Below are 18,445 nucleotides of genomic sequence, written 5' to 3'. Positions count from 1 at the left end.
GATCATCGAGACCTTCACCCGCGCGCATGGCCGCCATGCGGGCGTGGTGCGCGGCGGCGCCTCGCGGCGGCAGGCGGCGCATCTGCAGCCCGGCACCCAGGTCGCGCTGACCTGGCGGGCGCGGCTGTCCGAGCATGTCGGCGCCTTCACCGTCGACCCGCTGAAAAGCCGCGCCCATGTGATGGGCGACCGGATGGCGCTGGCGGGGCTGGGCGCGGTCTGCGCGCTGCTGGTGGCCACCCTGCCCGAGCGCGCCGCCCATCCGGCGCTGTGGCAGGCCACGCTGACCCTGCTGGACGGGTTGGGCGAAGGCGACTGGCCCTCGGCCTATCTGCGCTGGGAAGTGCGGCTGCTGGAGGAGCTGGGCTACGGGCTGGACCTGACGGCCTGCGCCGTGACCGGCGCCGTCACCGATCTGGCCTATGTCAGCCCGCGCACCGGCCGCGCGGTCAGCCGCGCCGGGGCCGGGACATGGGCTGAAAAGCTTTTTCCCCTGCCGCAGGGCCTGGCCGGCGGCGCGGCCCTTGACCGTCAGGCGCTGGTCCAGGGCCTTGCGATCACCACGCATTTCCTGACCCGCGAACTGGCCGAGACCCAATCGGGCCGCGCCCTGCCCGAAGCGCGGGGCCGGCTGATCGACCTGGTCGCCCGCAGCCCTGCCGCGCCGGCCTGACGGCGCGAAACGACCGGTTCATGTCGGCTTTCGGGCAGACGCCGCCCGCGCTTTCCCTGTCCATGGGCCATGGCCCTTCGTTACATTCCGCTGGCGCTGAAGCACAGCGCGACGCCGCAGATCGAACATTTCGCCATTCTCGCCGGGCTTGATGCCGCGGTCCGCGGCACGATGATCAGCGCGATGCCGCTGTATCTGTACGACAGGCTCGGCTCGGCCCAGGCGGTGTCGCTGGCCTATCTGGCCACCGGGATCGTGGCGCTGGTGACCGGGCTGATGCTGCCCTGGGTCACCCGCTATGTGCCGCGGCGCTGGGTCTATACGGCGGGCTGCCTGTTCTACCTGGCCGGCATGGCGCTGGCCATTCAGGGCAGCAGCCTGGGGGTGCATCTGGGGCTGATCTGCAACGGCATGGCGACGGCGACGATCTTTGTCTGCTTCAACGCCTATGTGCTGGACTATGTCACGCGCGAGAATCTGGGGCGCAGCCAGTCGGTGCAGATGCTGTATGCCGCCCTGCCCTGGTCGGCCGGGCCGATGGCGGGGGTGGCGCTGCTGCATCTGTGGACACCCGCGCCCTTCCTGGTGGCCGGCGCCTTCGCCCTGGCCCTGCTGGCGGTGTTCTGGGTGCTGCGCCTGGGCAATGGCAAGCAGATCAGCCGCGCGCGCGGGCCCGCCGTCAATCCGCTGGGCTATCTGGGCCGGTTCTTTCGCCAGCCCCGGCTGATCGCCGGCTGGTTCTTCGCCGTCATGCGCAGCTGCGGCTGGTGGGTCTATATCGTCTATCTGCCGATCTTCTGCGTCGAGGCGGGCCTGGGCGACAAGGTCGCGGGCATCGCCCTGTCGCTGTCGAACACCTTCCTGTTCGTCGCCCCGCAGATCAACCGCTTCGCCCGCGGCCTGTCGGTCCGCCGCTCGGTCCGGCTGGCCTTCGCCGCCTGCGCGGCCCTGATGGGGGGTGCTGCACTTCTGTCGATGCTGCCCTGGGCGACGGTGCTTCTGTGCTTCGGCTCGTCCTTCTTCCTGGTCATGCTGGACGTGGTGGGCGGCCTGCCCTTCCTGATGTCGGTCAAACCGTCCGAGCGCACCGAGATGAGCGCGGTCTATTCCAGCTTCCGCGATGTCTCGGGCATCCTGACGCCGGGGGCGGCCTGGATCGTGCTGTTTCTGCTGCCGCTGCCGGGGATCTTCGCCGCCAGCGCGGCGGGGCTTCTGGCCAGCTGGATGATCGCCGGCAAGCTGCACCCGCGGCTGGGCGTGCTGCGCCCCTCGCATGGCGGCGAGGCCGCCTGACCCGAAGGTCAGGCGGGCGCCAGGCTCAGGCCCAGATCCAGCCGACCTTGATCAGCCAGGTCGCGCTGGCCTTCATCGACGCGGCCGCCGGGATGAAGGCCATGTCCATTTCGGCCTGCGCGCGCCGGCTTGAGACCCGGTCCAGCCGGCCCAGCTTGGGCAGGATCGCCCGCAGATCGGGGTTGAAGGTCGCAAGCAGCCGGACCAGCGCATGCGGCGCCACCTTTGTGGGAATGCGCTGGGTCGGCCAGGCATCCTTGAACAGCCGCCCGATCTCAACCAGGGTCATCGACCCGGCCGAGGCGATGTAGCGCCGCCCCTCGGTCGCGGGGCGTTCCAGCGCGCGCAGATGCATCTCGGCCACATCGCGCACATCGACCACCGGAAAGCCCATGTCGGGCAGCATCCGGTCGCGCCCCTTCAGGATCCGCTCGATCAGCCGCAGCGAGCTGCCGTAATGCCGGTCCAGCGGCGGGCCCGCCACCAGGCCCGGATTGACCACGGTCAGCGCCAGGCCCAGATCCGAGGCCAGCGCCCAGGCGGCCCGTTCCGCAAGCGTCTTCGACCGGGCATAGGGCGTGGTCGCAGGCGAAGACGGATCGCACCAATCCTCTTCGTCCTGGATGCCATCCTTGGCATCGTCCAGAACCGCCACGGTGGAAGAGGTGAGGACCACCCGTCTCACCCCCGCCGCCGCGGCCGCCCGCATCACCCTGGCCGTGCCGTCGACCGCGGGGTGAATCAGGTCCATTTCATCTTCCGGCTGTGCAAGCGGAAAGGGCGAGGCGCAGTGGATCAGCGCCGTCGCGCCGTCGAAGGCCGCGTCCCAGCCGGCATCCTGTTCCAGATCGGCCGGATAGAAGCTCAGCCGGTCCAGCGCCGACGGGTCGGCAAGGCCCGGACGCAGCGCGTCGCGCACCTCGTCGGCGCGGGTCATGTCGCGCAGCGTGCCGCGCAGATGATGCCCCCTGTTCAGCGCCGACAGCGCGATATGTTTGGCAATGAAACCGGATATCCCGGTTAAGACGATTGTCTCGGTCATGGTCAGCCTGGTCAGATTCAGATCGTGCGCCAACCATCCGTTACCGACCGTGCCTGTTCAACCAAAAGTGAATTGCGCGGTGTCGGGTTTTTGCCATTGCGCTTCGGCCCGGCTGTCGAATGTCAGTCCAACAAGCGTCTGGCGATCACCTGCGCTTGAATCTCAGCCGCACCTTCAAAAATATTTAAGATGCGCGCATCACACAGTATCCGACTGATTCGGTATTCCAGCGCAAAGCCGTTGCCACCGTGAATCTGCAAGGCGTTATCGGCCGCGGCCCAGGCGATTCGCGCGCCCAGCAGCTTGGCCATGCCCGCTTCCAGATCGCAGCGCTTGTCATGATCCTTTTGCCAGGCGCTGAAATAGGTCAGCTGCCGCGCGATCATCACCTCGACCGCCATCATCGCCAGTTTCCCGGCGATCCGCGGAAATTCCACCAGCGGCTTGCCGAATTGCCGGCGCTCTTCGGCATATTGCAGCCCGGTTTCCAGCGCCGATTGCGCAACCCCGATCGCCCGCGCGCCGGTCTGGATCCGGGCGCTTTCGAAGGTCTGCATCAGCTGCTTGAAACCCTGCCCGGGCTGGCCGCCCAGAAGGTTTTCCGCCTTCACCTTGAACCGGTCGAAGCCCAGCTCGTATTCCTTCATGCCCCGATAGCCCAGCACCTCGATCTCGCCGCCGGTCATGCCCGGGGTCGGGAAGGGATCGGCATCGGTGCCCGGGGTCTTCTCGGCCAGGAACATCGACAGCCCGCGCCAGTCGGTGGTGTCGGGGTCGGTCCGGGCCAGAAGCGTCATCACATGGGTGCGCGCGGCATGGGTGATCCAGGTCTTGTTGCCGGTCACTTCCCAGCCGTCTTCGGTGCGGGTGGCGCGGGTGCGCAGCGACCCCAGGTCCGAGCCGGTGTTCGGTTCGGTGAACACCGCCGTCGGCAGGATCTCACCGCTTGCCAGCTTCGGCAGCCACTGCGCCTTCTGTTCGGGCGTGCCGCCGGTCAGGATCAGCTCGGCCGCGATTTCCGACCGCGTGCCCAGCGATCCGACGCCGATATAGCCGCGCGACAGTTCTTCCGACACCACCACCATCGAGGCCTTGGACAGGCCGAAGCCGCCGAATTCCTCGGGGATGGTCAGGCCGAAGACGCCCATTTCCGCCAGCTCGCGGATCACCTCCATCGGGATCAGCTCGTCCTTCAGGTGCCAGTCATGCGCGACCGGAATCACCTTTTCATCCGCATAGCGGCGGAACTGGTCGCGGATCATCTCCAGCTCTTCGTCCAGCCCGGTGGCGCCGAAGGTGGCGCGACCGTGGTTGTCGCGCATCAGGGCCACCAGCCGGTCGCGCACGGCCGGGGTATTGCCCCCCGCCATCAGCGCCTGCGCCGCCTCGCCCGGGGTCCAGCTTTGGTCCAGATCGGCGAGCCGTGCGATTTCGCCCTGGCTCATCGGGATGCCGCCGGCGATCTGGTTCAGATATTCGCCAAAGCCGATCTGCAGGATCAGCGCCTCGATCTCGCCAAAGCTGCCCGCGTCGCGCAACCGCCCCGCCCAGGCATCCAGCTGGCGCAGCGCCTCGACATAGGTGGCCAGCCAGGACAGCGCATGCGCGGCGAATTGGTGTTCCTCCAGCGCCGCGGCGCTGATCTTGCCGCCCCGCGTCACCCGCGCGGCCAGACCCGCCTTGGCCGCATCGAACAGCGCCGACAGCTCGGGCAGGGCCGCCTCGGTCAGGCCCTTCAGGCCGGGAAGCAGCAGGGAAACGGATTGGGGCGGACCATCATGCGGCATCGGGGCACTCCGGGCTGGAAACGGACAGGATTCTGCACCTGCGAGGCGTAAACCCTTCGCGACCGCAGCGCAATATCCTTTCGCACGACGCGACAATCACGAATGAATATGTCGCGTCCGATTTTCAGCCCGGGGTCCGGTCACGATGTGGCGTCGCAGGCCCCGGCCATGCCGGGCAGCGTGGCGGCCGGCACCACCAGGAATTCCACCCGATACAGCATCCTGTCGCGGTCCCAGCCCTCGATCACCCAGGTGCCGGGCAGCAATTCCGAGGCCTCGTCGAAGCGGAAGAAGGCCAGGGTCGGGCCGAAATCGGTGATGTCCGAGGCCCAGGTCTCGGGCGTCTTGCGGCCCGGGCGCCAGACCTTCACCTCGCCCACCGCGGTTTCAAAGCCCTTGGCGCCGGTGGCCTTGATGCCGAACCCCATGCCGATCACCGCCGGCACGACCTGCTGGTCCTTCCAGGTGAAGTCGATCGCATCCAGCGGCACATGGATCCAGCCGGTCGCGGTGCCGGGTGCCGGGGCGCGTTCCATCTGCTGCCAGGCGCAGAAGACGCCCAGTTCCAGCACCGCGATCTCGGGCAGCTTGACCGGCGCCACCGGCTCGGCGCCGGGGCCCGCCGCCGCGGGCGCGGCCAGAGGGCCCCCCAGAAGCGCGCCCAGAAGGGCAAGGGACAGACAGGTTTGGCGGGTCAGGGTGCGAAGCGCATGCATCGGGCGATGAAAACATGCGCGCGCCAGCGGCTCAAGCCTTCCCCCGGCGCAAAACCTCTGCGATCAGGAAACAGACTGGACCGAGGGCGGTATGGAATTCCTGTTTGGCGATCTGACGGCAACCCAGCTGGGCCTGGCCGTGGCGGTGGTTTTGTTCGCGGGCTTCGTCAAGGGCGCGGTGGGCTTTGCCATGCCCCTGATCATGGTCTCGGCCTTTTCGGCCTTCCTGCCCGCCGATGTGGCGCTGGCCGGGCTGATCCTGCCGACGCTGTTCACCAACCTCAGCCAGGCCTTCCGCCAGGGCTGGGCGCCGGCGGTGCAGACCGCGCGCGACTATCGCCGCTTCCTGATCGGCACCGTGGTCTTCATCCTTCTGTCGGCGCAGCTGTTCTGGCTGATCCCGCGCATGGGCTATCTGCTGATGCTGGGCGTGCCGGTCACGGCTTTCGCCGGCGCGCAGCTTCTGGGCCTGCCCTTGGCGCTGAAACTGGAACATCGCGCCCGCGCCGAATGGATCCTGGGCGTGATCGGAGGCCTGTATGGCGGCATCTCGGGGATCTGGGGCCCGCCGCTTCTGGTCTATCTGCTGTCGACCAACGTGCCCAAGGTCCAGGCGGTGCGGGCGCAGGGCGTGGTGTTCCTGATCGGCGCCATCGCACTTCTGGCGGCGCATCTGGGCACCGGGCTGATGCAGGGGCCGCGGCTGTGGTTCTCGGCGCTGCTGGTGCCGGCCGCCATGGCGGGCATGTGGGCCGGTTACCGGGTGCAGGACCGGCTGGACCAGGCCCGCTTCCGGCGCTGGACGCAAGGCCTGCTGGTGCTGAGCGGGCTGAACCTGATCCGCCAGGCCTTCTGGGACTGAGGCGCGCCCGCCCGCGCACCACGCGCGACCGTTGCCCCGCGGCCACGCCGCCCCGGCGCGACAGTTGCATTGCGGCGGGACTCGGCGTACATCCATCGCTCATGGACGGGTTCATCTACTTCAACATCACCGATCACGCGCGCCTGCCCGCGCGCTTCTTCGGCATGACCCGCACGATCCTCGCCCGCCTTTCCTGACGGTGCCCCGCCCGCGCGGGCGTTTCTCCGCGCATCCCCTCAGCCTTCCACAGCGACAGCCAAGGACCAGCGCCATGACCGCTCCGCGCACGCTTTACGACAAGATCTGGGACGACCACGTCGTCGACACGTCCGAAGACGGGACCTGCATTCTCTATATCGACCGCCATCTGGTGCATGAAGTCACCAGCCCGCAGGCCTTCGAAGGCCTGCGCATGGCTGGCCGCAAGGTGCGCGCCCCGGAAAAGACCATCGCCGTGCCCGACCACAACGTGCCCACCACGCTGGACCGCGCCAATGCGGCCACGATGACCGAGGACAGCCGCATCCAGGTCGAAGCGCTGGACAAGAACGCCAAGGATTTCGGGATCAACTACTATCCCGTCTCCGACGTGCGCCAGGGCATCGTGCATATCGTCGGGCCGGAACAGGGCTGGACCCTGCCGGGCATGACCGTGGTCTGCGGCGACAGCCACACCGCCACCCACGGCGCTTTCGGGGCGCTGGCGCATGGCATCGGCACGTCTGAAGTGGAACATGTTCTGGCCACGCAGACGCTGATCCAGAAAAAGTCGAAGAACATGAAGGTGGAGATCACGGGCAGCCTGCGCCCCGGCGTCACCGCCAAGGACATCACCCTCTCGGTCATCGGCGCCACCGGCACCGCGGGCGGCACCGGCTATGTCATCGAATATTGCGGCCAGGCGATCCGCGAGCTTTCCATGGAAGGCCGGATGACCGTCTGCAACATGGCGATCGAAGGCGGCGCCCGCGCCGGCCTGATCGCGCCGGACGAAAAGACCTTTGCCTATGTGATGGGCCGCCCGCATGCGCCGAAAGGCGCCAAGTGGGAAGCCGCGCTGGCCTATTGGAAGACGCTCTTCACCGATGAAGGCGCGCATTTCGACAAAGTCGTGACGCTGAAGGGCGAAGACATCGCCCCCGTCGTCACCTGGGGCACCAGCCCCGAAGACGTGCTGCCGATCACCGGCACCGTGCCCGCCGCGTCGGATTTCCATGGCGGCAAGGTCGAGGCCGCGCAGCGCAGCCTGGATTACATGGGCCTGACCCCCGGCATGAAGCTGACCGATATCAAGATCGACACGGTCTTCATCGGCTCCTGCACCAATGGCCGGATCGAGGATCTGCGCGCCGCGGCGGCGATCCTGAAGGGCAAGAAGATCAAGGACGGCATGCGCGCCATGGTCGTTCCCGGCTCGGGCCTTGTGCGCGCCCAGGCCGAGGAAGAGGGCCTGGCCCAGATCTTCCTCGACGCGGGTTTCGAATGGCGTCTGGCCGGCTGTTCCATGTGCCTGGCCATGAACCCCGACCAGCTGTCGCCGGGCGAACGCTGCGCCGCCACCTCGAACCGCAATTTCGAGGGCCGTCAGGGCCGCGGTGGCCGCACGCATCTGATGTCGCCCGCCATGGCGGCGGCGGCGGCGATCACCGGCCATCTGACCGATGTGCGCGAGATGATGGCCCAGGCATGAGCCACGCCTTCGCCCTTGCCCCGAAAGGGTTCCAGGCGGACACTGCCTCAGGGTCGCAGGACCCTGGGGTTTGGGTGCAAGGGTGAAGCATGGCTGGCTTGGCGACCGCGCGGTCCGATGACGCGTCAGACTTTCCGGTCAAGGCGGCGCCTGCCGCCCTGACCCTTCCGGCGGCCGCGCCCAGCTGGGCCACCGTCACCACGCTGCGCGAGCCGCCCGAACGGGTACAGGCCTTTGTCGCCCAGCATGTCTTTCTGGGCGCCTCCGAGATCTGGCTTTATTTCGACGATCCCGAAGATCCCGCGATCGCCCTGGTCGAGCCGATCCCGCAAGTGCGGGTGGTGCGCTGCACCGAGGCGCATAAGGCAGTTCATTCGGGCAAGGCCGGCACGCATGAAAGCCGGCAGAAGGCCAATGCGATGCAGGCCTATGGCCTGACCCGGGCCGACTGGATCATCCATCTCGATGCCGACGAGATGGTGCAGGCCGACCTGCCCATGTCCACGCTGCTGGCCGGGGTCTCGGGCGACGTGCTGCGCCTGGCCCCGTTCGAGGCGCTGCATTACCGCAAGGCCGCCGAGAACGGCCGGCCCGACCACTATTTCCACGGCGCCCTGCCGCGGCTGCGCAAGGGCCGCGTCGCCGCCAAGGCACTGTATGGGCGCTTCTACAAGGCGATCCCGCAGGGAATGCTGTCCCATACCGCCGGCAAGCATTTCGTGCGCACCGGCCTTTCCGGCATCGAGATGCGCATCCATGCCCCGATGCAGGACGGGCAGCGCGCCCAGGCCGAAGACACCGGCGCGGCGCGGCTTTTGCATTTTCACGGCGGCGACTGGGACCATTGGCGCGCCCATCTGGAGCGGCGCCTGTCCTCGGGCGCCTATATCGCCAAGTTCCAGCGCGGCAGCGGCGAAGAGGACAATCTGTTCTTCGCCCTGCAGGCCCTGAAGGACGGCGAAGGCGAAGCCGGCCTGCGCGCCTTCTGGGAAAAGGTCTGCACCTACGGGCCCGACAAGCGCATCCTTCGCAAGCATGACGCGCTGTTGCGCTGCAACCTGTGGCTGGCCGACAAGATCGCCGCGGTCTTCGGCGGGCCCAACCGCCTGGGCGCATTGGCCATCGACCCCGAGACCGGCGCCTTCGAGGCGGATGTGACCTGGGACGGGCTGACGCTGCGGGTCGCGCCCGATCTTAGCTATGGCGAATGCCGCATCGCCCGGGGCGAACCGTTCCAGACCGCCGACCTGCAGGCGCTGCGCAGCCTGGTGAAGGGCCGCAGGGTGTTGATGCATGACATCGGCGCCGGGCCCGGCCTGCAGGCGCTGCAGATCGCCGCCACCGCCGCCGCCGGCACCCGGATCATCGCCTTCGAGCCCGACCCGGCCGCCGGCCGCCGTCTGCAGCGCAACCTGGCACGGAACGGGTTGCGCCCGATCGAGCTGCGCGCCTATCTGCCCGGCCTGCCCGCCGCAGACGCCGACGCCGACGCGCCGCCGCATCCGCTGGCCGATGAGATGGCAAGCCCGCAGGGCTTCGGCCTCAGCCTGATGCGGATCGGCAAGACCGGCCAGGAGGCGGCGATCCTGGCCTCGGTTCTTGATCCCCTGCGCAAGGCGGGCCATTGGCCCGACCTGCTGCTGCTGGACCGCAGCGCCGAACGCGACGGCGATCTGATCGCGCGGCTGACCGAAGCCGGCTATGCGGGCCATATCCGCACCGACGAAACCCTGTTCCTGAAACGCAACACGAAGACCAAGGGCTGACACCATGGACAAGTTCACCACCCTGACCGGGATCGCGGCGCCCATGCCGCTGGTCAATATCGACACCGACATGATCATCCCCAAGCAGTTCCTGAAGACGATCAAGCGCTCGGGCCTGGGGGTCAATCTCTTCGACGAGATGCGCTACACCCAGGACGGCCAGGAGATCGCGGATTTCGTGCTGAACAAGCCGCAATACCGCAAGGCGCAGATCCTGGTCGCGGGCGACAATTTCGGCTGCGGCTCGTCGCGCGAACATGCGCCCTGGGCGCTTCTGGATTTCGGCATCCGCTGCGTGATCTCGACCAGCTTCGCCGACATCTTCTACAACAACTGCTTCAAGAACGGCATCCTGCCGGTCGTGCTGCCGCCCGAGACGGTCGAGATCCTGATGAAGGATGCCGAAAAGGGCGAGAATGCCCGCATCACCGTCGATCTGGAAAACCAGACCGTCACCGCCTCGGACGGGCAAAGCTTTGCCTTCGAAGTCGACGCCTTCAAGAAGCACTGCCTGCTGAACGGGCTGGACGATATCGGCCTGACGATGGAGAAGGCCTCGGCCATCGACGCGTTTGAAAAGAAGAACGCCAGCCTGCATCCCTGGGCCTGACGACTCGGGCCTGGCCCGGTTTCCGGCCCGCGGCAGGCGGCCTTGCGGCTGAAAAGCCAGTCGCCACAACATCTTGTACCGCCGCGACCAATTGGCCCGCGGCGGTCGTTTTTTCTGTTCAGCTTGCTTCAATCCTGCAACACCTTTGCCTCGAAAGCGCCACAGCTTTTGTGTTTCGATGGGCGAAGGATTGCGGCGGCGGTCGAAAGAAGGCACAAATTGGGCAAGATTGAGGCAATCCGCCACAATGTGCGGGACATCTTTGGAACAAGGGCGCGGCGACGTACCGTGTCCGTCCAGATGGAGGACGTAACGGCAGTGGTCTCTCGCATGGCCGGTGCGCTGCTGCGCGCCCTGTTGGTAATGATGCTGGTCGTCACCCCTTCGGTGATCCTGCCGGGCATTGGCGCCGACACCAAACAGATGGTCGCGCTTGTCGCCCTGTTCGGCGGCGCCCTGACCTTTGCCGAATACAATGCCACCTATCCAAGCCTGGTCGAATTCCGCGATGCGCCGCCCTTCAACCGCATCCGCTTTCTCATGCTGTTCCTGATCGTCTTCGCGCTGTCGGCCATCGTCGCGGCGAAAGATGACCCGACGCCGATGAACCGCCTGTTCGAGGCGGTGGGCATGCTGCTGGGCGAGGCGATGGATTTCCCCTATTCACCGGTGCGCCTGGCCGAATTGATGATGGCCGATGGCGCTTCGGCCGCGCAGATGCTGGCGGTCCGCACGGCCGCGGGCACGGCCTATATCCTGTCGCTGTTCACGCTGGCGATCTTCGTCCTGGTGCTGAAGCTGAAGGGCTGGCCCGCGCGCCACCATGCCTTCAACGTCTGGGTGAACCTGCCGACCTTCGAGCCCACCGGCGGCGGCGACGTGATCGACCGGCTGGAACGCGACGCCAGGGCCAACCTGTCCCTGGGCTTTCTTTTGCCCTTCCTGATCCCCGCCGTGGTCAGCCTGGCCTCGGTCGGGTTCGAGCCGCTGACGCTGACTTCCCCGCAAACGCTGATCTGGACGATGGCAGCATGGGCCTTCCTTCCCGCAAGCCTGCTGATGCGCGGCGTGGCCATGGGCCGGATCGCCGCGATGATCCGCTCGAAACGTGCGGCGAAGGCCGCCCCCGCGTCGCGGCTTGCCACGGCCTAGGGCGTGCCCTTGGTCTTGCGCTGATCCTGGCCCAGGCGCTTGGCCTGGCTTCGGCCGGGCGCGCCGCGGCCGAGCCGCTGAAACTGGCGCTGTGGAATGTCGAGCTGGACCGTGCCGGCCCCGGGCTTCTGGCGCGCGACATTGCCGGCGGCAAGGATGCGCAGGTGACGGCGGTGGTGCGGGTGCTGGTGGCGCTGGATGCCGATGTGCTGCTGCTGACCGGCTTTGATTACGACCATGATCTGGTGGCGGCCGGGCTTCTGGCCCAGGCGCTGGCGGCCGCGGGCGCCCCCTATCCGCATCGCTTTGCCTTCCCGCCGAATGCCGGGCTGCAGACCGGGCTGGATCTTGACGGCGACGGGCGCGCCGGCGGCCCGGGCGACGCACAGGGCTGGGGCCGGTTTTACGGCCAGGGCGGCATGCTGCTGTTGTCGCGGCTTGCCGTCGACACGGCCGCAGCGCGCGATTTCTCGGGCTTTCTCTGGGCCGATCTGCCCGGCGCGCTGCTGGCGCCCGACATGCCGGCCAATGCGCGGGCGATCCAGCGCCTGTCCAGCACCGGCCATTGGGATCTGCCGCTGATCCTGCCCGGCGGCGGGCGGCTGGATCTTCTGGCCTGGCATGCGACGCCGCCGGTCTTTGACGGGCCCGAGGATCGCAACGGCCGGCGCAACCATGACGAGACGGCCTTCTGGCTTGCGCTGCTGGACGGCAGGCTGCCCGCCCTGCCCCCGCCGCCTGCGCCCTTCGTATTGCTGGGCACCGCCAATCTGGACCCCGCCGATGGCGACGGCCGGCGCGACGCGATCGCCGCGCTTCTCGCCCGGCCCGATCTGCAAGACCCCCGCCCCGCCGCCGGTTTCGCGCCCGCCGATCCCGGCCAGTCGGGCGATCCGGCGCTGGACACCGCCGTCTTTCCGCAGACCGGCGGCTTGCGGGTCGAGCTGATCCTGCCCTCGGCCGAGTTGCGCCTGCGCGGCGCGGGCGTGCTGCGCCTGCCGCCCGAGGCGCCGCTGGCCGCGGACCTGGCCGCCGCCTCGCGGCATTTTCCGGTCTGGGTTGAGATCGACCTGCCCGCGCCCTAGGCGGCGGGCGATGCCGGAGTTTTCAAAACTCCGGCCCGATTTCTGTGCAGAAATCGGCGGCGGGCCGGGGCCCGCCGCACGCAAGCGTCAGACGAAGAACTGCCCGCCATTGGCGCTGATCGTCGCGCCCGTGATGAAGCCCGCATCCTCTGCCGCCAGGAAGACCACGCAGCGCGCGATCTCGGCCGGCTCGCCCAGACGGCCCACCGGGATCTGCGGGATGATCCGCTCGTTCAGCACCTTCTCGTCGATGGCGCGCACCATTTCCGTGCCGATATAGCCCGGGCAGATCGCGTTCACCGTGATGCCGGCCCGCGCGCCTTCCTGGGCCAGCGCCTTGGTGAAGCCCAGATCGCCCGCCTTCGCCGCCGAGTAATTCGCCTGGCCGGCCTGACCCTTCTGGCCGTTGATCGACGAGATGTTGATCACCCGGCCGAATTTGCGATCCCGCATGCCCGACCACAGCGGATGGGTCATGTTGAACAGGCCCGAGAGGTTGGTATCCATCACCTCTTTCCACTGCTGCGGCGTCATCTTGTGGAACATCGCATCGCGGGTGATGCCGGCATTGTTCACCAGCACGTCGACCGGGCCCAGATCGGCCTCGACCTGCTTGATGCCCGCCGCACAGGCCTCGTAATCGGCCACCGACCATTTGTAGGTCGGGATGCCGGTTTCCTTGGTAAAGGCCGCCGCCGCTTCGTCATTGCCGGCATAGTTCGCGGCGACCGAATAGCCCGCCGCCTTCAGCGCCACCGAGATTGCCGCGCCGATCCCGCGCGAGCCCCCGGTCACAAGTGCCACCCGTCCCATGATTCCTCCTCCTTCGGAAACCCTTTGAAATCCTGTTACCCACCAAAGCCCCGACGCGCAAGAATATTGCGCGCCGGATTTTCACCCTCTCCTCAGAGGCAAAGACTCAGGCCGATTCCAGGCACATGGCCACGCCCATGCCGCCGCCGATGCACAGCGTCGCCAGGCCCTTCTTCGCGCCGCGGCGGCCCATTTCGAACAGAAGCGTGTTCAGGATCCGCGCGCCCGACGCGCCGATCGGGTGGCCGATGGCGATGGCGCCGCCGTTCACGTTCACGATCGACGGATCCCAGCCCATATCCTTGTTCACCGCGCAGGCCTGCGCCGCGAAAGCCTCGTTCGCCTCGACCAGATCCAGATCGCCAACCTTCCAGCCGGCCTTGTCCAGCGCCTTGCGGCTGGCGAAGATCGGGCCCACGCCCATGATCGAGGGATCAAGCCCCGCGGTCGCATAGCTGGCGATCCGCGCCAAGGGCTTCAGCCCGCGACGGGCAGCCTCATCCTCGGTCATCAGGATCACGCCCGCGGCGCCGTCATTCAGGCCGCTGGCATTGGCCGCGGTGACCGAGCCGTCCTTGGTGAAGGCCGGGCGCAGCTTCTGCATCGCGTCCAGCGTGGCGCCATGGCGGATGTATTCGTCGGCATCCACCACGGTGTCGCCCTTGCGGGTCTTCACGGTGAAGGGGATGATCTCGTCCTTGAACTTGCCGGCCTTCTGCGCGGCTTCGGCCTTGTTCTGGCTGGCCACGGCGAATTCATCCTGCATCTCGCGGCTGATCTGCCACTGGTTCGCGACGTTTTCCGCCGTGATCCCCATGTGATAGCCGTTGAACGCGTCCCACAGCCCGTCCTTGATCATCGAATCGATGAAGTTCAGATCGCCCATCTTCTGGCCCGCGCGCAGATGCGCGACATGGGGCGACAGCGACATGCTTTCCTGGCCGCCCGCGACCACGATCTTGGCATCGCCCAGCGTCACATGTTGCGCGCCCAGCGCCACCGCCCGCAGGCCCGAGCCGCAGACCTGGTTCAGCCCCCAGGCCGAGGCCTCTTTCGCCAGACCGGCCTTGATCGCGGCCTGACGCGCCGGGTTCTGGCCCTGACCGGCGGTCAGCACCTGACCCAGAATGGTCTCTTCGACTTCCGCCTTGTCGATGCCCGCGCGGGCCACCAGGCCTTCGATCACGGCCGCGCCCAGATCATGCGCCGGCGTATTGGCGAAAGAGCCGTTGAAGCTGCCAACGGCGGTGCGTCCCGCCGCCACGATTACAACATTGGTCATCTGTTCCTCTCCCTTGGGCCTGCGCCCTGCGTGCCTTGGCCTTACGGACCCACTGTCACAATCGCAAGTTACGCGCGCAAGCGAATTGACACAGGTCAGATGCATCGCAGAAAGCCGCAAGGCGGCAGAGAGGCGCCGCCCCTGCCCGCCGTCTAGCCGGCCGAGCGGCCGCGGCGGAAGCGCGAGAAGTCGGGCGCCATCTCGGGCGCGCCGAACAGATAGCCCTGCAGGCAACCCACGCCCTGATCGCGCAGCCAGGTTGCCTCGCCCGTGGTTTCAACCGCCTCGGCGACCAGGAACATGTTGAATTCCTTGGCCATCGCAATCGCGGCACGGACCAGCGGGCGATGGGTCGGATCGCGGTCGATGCCGCGGGTGAACCGGCCGTCCAGCTTGGCGATGTCGAACCGCAGGGCCTGCAGCAGCGACAGCGAGGTGACGCCGGCGCCGAAATCGTCCAGCGTCACGGCGATATGCGCCTTTCGCATATCCGCCATGAAGGGCATCAGAACATCGGGCATCTGCATGGCGCTTTCCTCGCCGATCTCAAGAATCAGCCCCTTGCCGATGCCCGGATGGCTGGCCAGCGCCTGGGCCAGCAGGTCGGTCCAGGGCTTGTAGCCGACCGAGCGCGCCGACAGGTTCACCGCCACCCGCAGACCCGGATGGCGTTGCAGCGCCATCAGCCCCAGCTGCAGCGCCGCCACGTCGATTTCGCGCCCCAGTTCCTGGGTTTCGGCCACCGCCATGAAGGCGCGGGCGGGGATCACCCGGTCCTCGGGGTCGAGAATGCGGATATAGCCCTCGTAAAAGCCGATGATCGAGGGATCGGCGGCATAGACCGCCGGCTGGAAGGCCAGCCGCATCCGCCGCAATCCCAGCGCCGCGCGCACCATGGCCAGCGTCTCGCGGTCGGCGGAATAGACCGCGACATCCAGCGGCGATGGCGCATCGGCGCCGATCTCGAACCTGGGCCGCGCCGGCCCGCGCAGAAAGCTCATGCCACCTGTCCCACTGCCGCCCTGACCCCATCCCCATCGCTGCGGGTGACAGCATAGGCCGGCAAAGGTAAAACCCGGCTGAACACGCGACAGGCGCGTCGAATTTGCCCGATTTTGCCGAGAGACCGATGACCCAGACCCCGATGACCGACGCCCCGGCCCCGGCAAGGCGCTGCACCTGGTGCGGCACCGACCCGCTTTATGTCGCCTATCACGATACCGATTGGGGCAGGCCCGAACGCGACCCGCGCGCGCTGTGGGAAAAGCTCATCCTCGACGGGTTCCAGGCCGGACTCAGCTGGATCACCATCCTGCGCAAGCGCGAGAATTTCCGCGCGGCCTTCCAGGGCTTCCACCCCGAACAGATCGCCACCTGGGGCGAGGATCACGTCCAGCGCCTTCTGGCCGATCCCGGCATCATCCGCCATCGCGGCAAGATCGAGGGCACGATCGCCTCGGCCCGCGCCTATCTGAAGATCGAGGCCGAACAAGGCTTTTCGCCCTTCCTGTGGTCTTTCGTCGGCGGCGCGCCGGTGCAGAACCGCTTTGCCAGCATGGCCGAAGTGCCGACCAAGACCCCGGAAAGCGAGGCGATGGCCAAGGCCCTGAAGGCGCATGGCTTCAAGTTCTGCGGCCCGACCATCACCTATGCCTTCATGCAGGCCGTGGGCATGGTCAACGACCACATGACCCATTGCCCCGCCCATGCCGAATGCGCGTCCCAGGCCTGAGCGGCGCAAAGCCCTGTGCCCCGCCCCCTTGGCGAAGCGGCGCTCAGGGCGCATATAGGGCGCGACATCAGAGGATGAGGATAGCATGCTTGGTCTTGGCGAAGCCCCCGCTCCGGCACCCGCAACCGGCGACCTGATCAAGGACGGTACCGAAGCGACCTTCATGGAAGACGTGATCGAAGCCTCGCGCGAGGTTCCGGTCATCGTCGATTTCTGGGCCACCTGGTGCGGCCCCTGCAAGCAGTTGGGCCCGGCGCTTGAGGCGGCGGTGACCGCCGCCAAGGGCAAGGTGAAGATGGTGAAGGTCGATGTCGACCAGAACCAGCGCATCGCGGCGCAATTGCGCATCCAGTCGATCCCGACCGTCTATGCCTTCTGGCAGGGCCAGCCGGTCGACGGGTTCCAGGGCGCGCTGCCGGCCTCGGATGTGAAGAAATTCGTCGACAAGCTGACGGCGCTGGCCGGCGATGGCGGGCTGGCCGATGCGCTGGCCGCCGCCGAAGAGATGCTGGCGCAGGGCGCGCTGGCCGATGCGACCGAAACCTTCGCGGCGATCCTGGGCGAAGAGCCGGAAAATGCCGCCGCCTATGGCGGGCTTGCGCGCTGCCACATCGCCGCGGGCAACCTGGATCAGGCCGAGGCCTTCCTGAACGCCGCCCCCGCCGCCATCGCCAAGGCCAAGGAAATCGAGGCCGCCCGGGCGCAGATCGAACTGGCGCGCCAGGCTGCCAATGCCGGCCCCGAGGCCGAATTGCGCGCCGCGGTCGAGGCCGATTCCTCGAACCATCAGGCCCGCTTCGATCTGGCCGTGGCGCTGAATGCCGCCGGCAAGGTCGAAGAGGCGGTGGATCAGTTGCTGGACCTGTTCCGCCGCGATCGCGAATGGAACGAAGGCGCCGCTAAGGCGCAGCTGATGACGATCTTCGATGCGCTGAAGCCGCAGGATCCGATCGTGCTGAAGGGCCGCCGCCGCCTGTCCTCGATGATCTTCGCCTGACGGGCCCGGGCATGCCCAGGCCCCCCTTCGCCGCCGCCGATCTGCCCGAGACGCTGGCGGTCTTCCCGCTGCCCGGCGCGCTGTTGCTGCCGCGCGCCCGGCTGCCGCTGCATATCTTCGAGCCGCGCTATCTGGCGATGATCGAGGATTGCCTGAAGACGCCCGAGCGGCTGATCGGCATGGTCTGCCCCGCCCCCACCCCCTCGGGCGAGCCGCGCCTGTCGGCCATCGGCTGCGCCGGGCGGCTGAGCGCCTTTCAGGAAACCGAAGACGGGCGCTATATGATCACCCTGACCGGCCTGTCGCGCTTTCGCATCCGCGACGAAGTGCAGGGCTTTGCCCCCTATCGGCGCTGCCTGGTCGACTGGGCGGACTTCGCCCGCGACCTGGGCCCGGCCGAAGATGATCCGGGTTTCGACCGCGCCGCCTTCCTGGCGCTGCTGGCGCGCTATTTCTCGGCGCAAAGCCTGTCGACCGATTGGGACGGCTTGCGCGAGGCCGATCCCGAATTGCTGATCAATGCGATCTCGATGCTGGCGCCCTTCGATCCCGAAGAGAAACAGGCGCTGCTGGAAGCGCCCAGCCTGACCACGCGGCGCGAGACGCTGGTGGCGCTTCTGGAAATCGCCCTGCGCGGCGGCACGCCCGAGGGGCTGATCCAATGACCGCCCGCGCCGCTTTCCCCCCTTCCCCGCCGGCACAAGCCGCAAGGACCAGATGATGACCGAGACCCCGACCGCCACCACACCCGCCACCACGCCTTTCGACCGCCGCATGCTGGAAGCGCTGGTCTGCCCGGTGACCCACGCGGTGCTGAGCTATGACGAGGCCGCGCAGGAACTGGTCTCGAAAGCCGCGCATCTGGCCTTTCCGATCCGCGACGGGATTCCGGTCATGCTGGTCTCGGAAGCGCGGCAGATCGACTGAAGCCGCCCCGGCGGCCAG

The 18,445-nt window shown here is 67.6% G+C and carries 18 protein-coding genes; 12 read left to right on the top strand and 6 right to left on the bottom strand.

What is annotated here, in order from left to right; genetic code table 11:
- Position 1 precedes the first annotated feature (1 nt).
- The gene (gene recO / locus K1Y73_RS13320) at positions 2 to 673 is read left to right on the top strand and encodes a DNA repair protein RecO (protein WP_225028792.1); all 672 of its coding nucleotides are present in this window, start codon (positions 2 to 4) and stop codon (positions 671 to 673) included.
- Between the two features lie 69 nt (positions 674 to 742).
- Positions 743 to 1,966, top strand: a complete 1,224-nt coding sequence (locus tag K1Y73_RS13315; protein WP_225028791.1) for an MFS transporter — start codon at positions 743 to 745, stop codon at positions 1,964 to 1,966.
- A gap of 25 nt (positions 1,967 to 1,991) precedes the next feature.
- On the opposite strand, the gene K1Y73_RS13310 is transcribed toward K1Y73_RS13315, so the two are convergent.
- The 3 genes from K1Y73_RS13310 to K1Y73_RS13300 form a co-directional block, all read right to left on the bottom strand.
- Entirely contained in the window at positions 1,992 to 3,008 is a 1,017-nt protein-coding gene (locus K1Y73_RS13310) for an NAD-dependent epimerase/dehydratase family protein (protein WP_225028790.1), read from the bottom strand.
- Positions 3,009 to 3,130: 122 nt separating this feature from the next.
- The gene (locus tag K1Y73_RS13305; RefSeq protein ID WP_225028789.1) at positions 3,131 to 4,795 is read right to left on the bottom strand and encodes an acyl-CoA dehydrogenase family protein; all 1,665 of its coding nucleotides are present in this window, start codon (positions 4,793 to 4,795) and stop codon (positions 3,131 to 3,133) included.
- Positions 4,796 to 4,935: 140 nt separating this feature from the next.
- Complete coding sequence (locus K1Y73_RS13300; RefSeq protein ID WP_225028788.1) at positions 4,936 to 5,511, bottom strand: hypothetical protein; 576 nt, start codon at positions 5,509 to 5,511, stop codon at positions 4,936 to 4,938.
- 91 nt (positions 5,512 to 5,602) lie between these two features.
- On the opposite strand from K1Y73_RS13300, the gene K1Y73_RS13295 reads away from it, so the two are divergent.
- The 6 genes from K1Y73_RS13295 to K1Y73_RS13270 all read left to right on the top strand — a co-directional run bounded on the left by K1Y73_RS13295 (position 5,603) and on the right by K1Y73_RS13270 (position 12,676).
- Positions 5,603 to 6,373 (top strand): sulfite exporter TauE/SafE family protein, encoded by a 771-nt coding sequence (locus K1Y73_RS13295; protein WP_225028787.1) that lies wholly within the window; start codon positions 5,603 to 5,605, stop codon positions 6,371 to 6,373.
- Positions 6,374 to 6,644: 271 nt separating this feature from the next.
- Complete coding sequence (gene leuC / locus K1Y73_RS13290; protein WP_225028786.1) at positions 6,645 to 8,063, top strand: 3-isopropylmalate dehydratase large subunit; 1,419 nt, start codon at positions 6,645 to 6,647, stop codon at positions 8,061 to 8,063.
- Positions 8,064 to 8,152: 89 nt separating this feature from the next.
- Positions 8,153 to 9,829, top strand: coding sequence for a glycosyltransferase family 2 protein (locus K1Y73_RS13285; RefSeq protein WP_225028785.1), 1,677 nt, complete (start codon positions 8,153 to 8,155; stop codon positions 9,827 to 9,829).
- Between the two features lie 4 nt (positions 9,830 to 9,833).
- Positions 9,834 to 10,439 (top strand): 3-isopropylmalate dehydratase small subunit, encoded by a 606-nt coding sequence (gene leuD, locus K1Y73_RS13280; RefSeq protein ID WP_225028784.1) that lies wholly within the window; start codon positions 9,834 to 9,836, stop codon positions 10,437 to 10,439.
- Positions 10,440 to 10,769: 330 nt separating this feature from the next.
- Positions 10,770 to 11,591 carry a hypothetical protein gene (locus K1Y73_RS13275; protein WP_225028783.1) on the top strand — a complete coding sequence of 274 codons (822 nt, stop codon included), beginning with the start codon at positions 10,770 to 10,772 and terminating at the stop codon, positions 11,589 to 11,591.
- Between the two features lie 44 nt (positions 11,592 to 11,635).
- Positions 11,636 to 12,676: an endonuclease/exonuclease/phosphatase family protein gene (locus K1Y73_RS13270; RefSeq protein ID WP_451923582.1), complete on the top strand. Its 1,041-nt coding sequence runs from the start codon at positions 11,636 to 11,638 to the stop codon at positions 12,674 to 12,676.
- Positions 12,677 to 12,763: 87 nt separating this feature from the next.
- Here the strand turns inward: K1Y73_RS13270 and phbB are convergent, their stop codons facing one another.
- The 3 genes from phbB to K1Y73_RS13255 form a co-directional block, all read right to left on the bottom strand.
- Positions 12,764 to 13,489, bottom strand: a complete 726-nt coding sequence (gene phbB / locus K1Y73_RS13265; RefSeq protein WP_225028782.1) for an acetoacetyl-CoA reductase — start codon at positions 13,487 to 13,489, stop codon at positions 12,764 to 12,766.
- Between the two features lie 106 nt (positions 13,490 to 13,595).
- Positions 13,596 to 14,771 carry an acetyl-CoA C-acetyltransferase gene (locus K1Y73_RS13260; RefSeq protein WP_225028781.1) on the bottom strand — a complete coding sequence of 392 codons (1,176 nt, stop codon included), beginning with the start codon at positions 14,769 to 14,771 and terminating at the stop codon, positions 13,596 to 13,598.
- Between the two features lie 152 nt (positions 14,772 to 14,923).
- Positions 14,924 to 15,772, bottom strand: coding sequence for an EAL domain-containing protein (locus tag K1Y73_RS13255; RefSeq protein ID WP_225028780.1), 849 nt, complete (start codon positions 15,770 to 15,772; stop codon positions 14,924 to 14,926).
- 128 nt (positions 15,773 to 15,900) lie between these two features.
- On the opposite strand from K1Y73_RS13255, the gene K1Y73_RS13250 reads away from it, so the two are divergent.
- The 4 genes from K1Y73_RS13250 (at position 15,901) to K1Y73_RS13235 (ending at position 18,427) form a co-directional block, all read left to right on the top strand.
- Positions 15,901 to 16,503, top strand: coding sequence for a DNA-3-methyladenine glycosylase I (locus K1Y73_RS13250; RefSeq protein ID WP_225028779.1), 603 nt, complete (start codon positions 15,901 to 15,903; stop codon positions 16,501 to 16,503).
- An 85-nt stretch (positions 16,504 to 16,588) separates the two neighbouring features.
- Positions 16,589 to 17,500, top strand: coding sequence for a thioredoxin (gene trxA / locus K1Y73_RS13245; RefSeq protein WP_225028778.1), 912 nt, complete (start codon positions 16,589 to 16,591; stop codon positions 17,498 to 17,500).
- A gap of 11 nt (positions 17,501 to 17,511) precedes the next feature.
- Entirely contained in the window at positions 17,512 to 18,165 is a 654-nt protein-coding gene (locus K1Y73_RS13240; RefSeq protein WP_225028777.1) for an LON peptidase substrate-binding domain-containing protein, read from the top strand.
- 55 nt (positions 18,166 to 18,220) lie between these two features.
- Positions 18,221 to 18,427: a Trm112 family protein gene (locus tag K1Y73_RS13235; RefSeq protein ID WP_225028776.1), complete on the top strand. Its 207-nt coding sequence runs from the start codon at positions 18,221 to 18,223 to the stop codon at positions 18,425 to 18,427.
- Positions 18,428 to 18,445: the final 18 nt, after the last annotated feature.

Origin of the sequence: Xinfangfangia pollutisoli (assembly GCF_020179405.1) — a bacterium.
GTDB lineage: Bacteria > Pseudomonadota > Alphaproteobacteria > Rhodobacterales > Rhodobacteraceae > Pseudogemmobacter > Pseudogemmobacter pollutisoli.
This window is presented reverse-complemented; position numbering and strand designations above follow the sequence as displayed.